Annotated in this window: 2 protein-coding genes; both read right to left on the minus strand. The window is 68.4% G+C overall.

All coding sequences use genetic code 11. The annotated features are described in order from the left end of the window. Window positions 1-72: 72 nt before the first annotated feature. Window positions 73-849: an IS21-like element helper ATPase IstB gene (gene istB / locus N799_RS13980; protein ID WP_036213930.1), complete on the minus strand. Its 777-nt coding sequence runs from the start codon at window positions 847-849 to the stop codon at window positions 73-75. Beyond that, a complete protein-coding gene (gene istA / locus N799_RS13985) occupies window positions 846-1,859 on the minus strand; it encodes an IS21 family transposase (RefSeq protein WP_036213932.1) in 1,014 nt (337 codons plus the stop codon). The genes istB and istA overlap by 4 nt, the downstream gene beginning before the upstream one ends. Window positions 1,860-1,949: the final 90 nt, after the last annotated feature.

Genomic DNA, 1,949 nt, shown 5'->3' on the forward strand with positions numbered 1-1,949 from the left:
TGTCAACGCCGATTCAAATGTGACCCACTTGTTCCCGTTATCGCCGAATGAAATCTGACCCAGCCTGGGCGTTCAAGTAGTGCCCTGCGGCCGGACCGTTCCGGCCTTGCGCTTGTCCTTCAACCGATAGCTGTCGCCGCTGATCGGCACGATGTGGGCGTGGTGCAGCAGGCGGTCCAGCAGGGCCGCGGTCAGGGTCGCGTCGTCGGCCAATGCGCCGGCCCACTGCGGGAACGACAGGTTGCTGGTCAGGATCATGCTGCCGCGCTCATACCGCTTGGCGACGACGTTGAAGAACAGGCTGGCCTCCTCCCGGCCGAACGGCAGGTAGCCCAGCTCGTCGACGATCAGCAGTCGTGGGCCCAGCACCGCGCGGTTGAAGTACTCGCGCAGACGGCCCTGGCTGTTGGCCGATGCCAGCTGCAGCATCAGGTCAGCCGCCGACAGGAACCGCGTCTTGATACCGGCGTGGACGGCGCGCATCGCCAAGGCGATCGCCAGGTGCGTCTTGCCCACGCCCGATGGCCCCAGCAGCACCACGTTCTCGGCGCGCTCAATGAAGGCCAGCGTCGCCAGCTCCATCACCTGCGGCTTGGACACGCCAGCGGCAAAGCCGAAGTCGAACGCCTCCAGCGTCTTCACCGACGGCAGCGTGGCCAGCTTCTGCAGGGTCTGGCGGGTGCGCTCGGTGCGGGCGGCCATCTCGGCTTGCAACGCCTGCTCCAGGAACTCGCCGTAGCTGGTCTCGGTCGCGACCGCGTGCTGGGCCAATGCCGGCCATTGGGCGGCGATCGCCGGCAGGCGCAGCTGTTCGCACAGCGCCTGCACCCGGTCGTGCTGCAGGTTCATGCCGTCGCCTCCATCAACTCGCCGTACACCGACAGCGGATGCTGGATCGACGGGAACGGCAGCACCCGGGCGGGCGGGGCGGGTGGCATCAATCGCATCATCACGCCGCCCGGCAGCGGCTGCAGGTGCTGGCGCTCATACACCAGCAGGTCGCAGGGCCGGGCCTTGGTGGTGCCGTGCATGCGGCGGTTCGCCACCTGGTCCAGCCAACGGCGGACCTCGCGGTTGGCGGTCTGCACATCCAGCCCCAGCCCGCCGCTGCGCAGGGTCGCCGCCAGCGGCACCACGAAGCTGCCTTTCAGGTAGCTGTTGAAGCGCTCCACCTTGCCCTTGGTACGCGCCCGGTACGGACGGCACACCCGCGGGGTGAAGGCGCACTGCTCGGCCAAGGCCAGCATCTGCGGGTTCCACCGGTGCCGACCCGGGCCGTACACGTCGCGGTCCAGCAGCACCGGCTTGGCATTGTCGAACAACACGTGCTGCGGCACGCCGCCGAAGTAGTCGAACGCGCCCACCAGCCCGGCCTCCCACGCCGGAAAGCTCTCGTCATCGCCAAAGCGCACGTAGGTCGTGCGGCTGTAGCCCAGCGTCGCCACGAAGGCGACCAGCCGGTCACGGCCGCGCCGCACCGTCGTGAAGTCGGCCTGCATCTGCTCACCCGGCTCGGTCTCGAAGCGCACCACCGGATCGCACGGCGCCCGGCGCAGCGGCGCCATGAAAGCCTTGAGCTGGCTGATACCGCCGGTGTAGCCCTGCTCGGCCAGCTCCCGCAGCAGCACCGTGGCCGGAATCACGTCCGGGTGCGCGGCCGCCAGCCGTGCCCGGACGTAGTCCTCGTATGGCGCGAGCTTGGTTGCCCTTTTCGGCCGGGGCGCGTACTGCGCCTCAGCCCCGCGCAGGTACCGCCGCACCGTATTGCGTGAGATCCCCAGGGCCCGCGCGATCTCCCGTACTCCCTTGCCCTGTCGGGCCAACACTCTCACTTCCACTGCTTCCTCCTGGGTCAACATCCAGGCGGCCTCCAAAAGACCGCCATCCTCGCCCGGGTGGGTCAGTTTTCAGTCGGCGTGGGTGGGTCAGTTTTGCGTCGGCGCTAACAT

Origin of the sequence: Lysobacter arseniciresistens ZS79, from assembly GCF_000768335.1 — a bacterium.
Lineage (GTDB): Bacteria > Pseudomonadota > Gammaproteobacteria > Xanthomonadales > Xanthomonadaceae > Novilysobacter > Novilysobacter arseniciresistens.

Bases quoted from the DNA above. Each gene is read 5' to 3' on its own strand.
- istB (WP_036213930.1), bottom strand. From the start codon at position 849: ATGAACCTGCAGCACGACCGGGTGCAGGCGCTGTGCGAACAGCTGCGC.
- istA (WP_036213932.1), bottom strand. From the start codon at position 1,859: ATGTTGACCCAGGAGGAAGCAGTGGAAGTGAGAGTGTTGGCCCGACAG.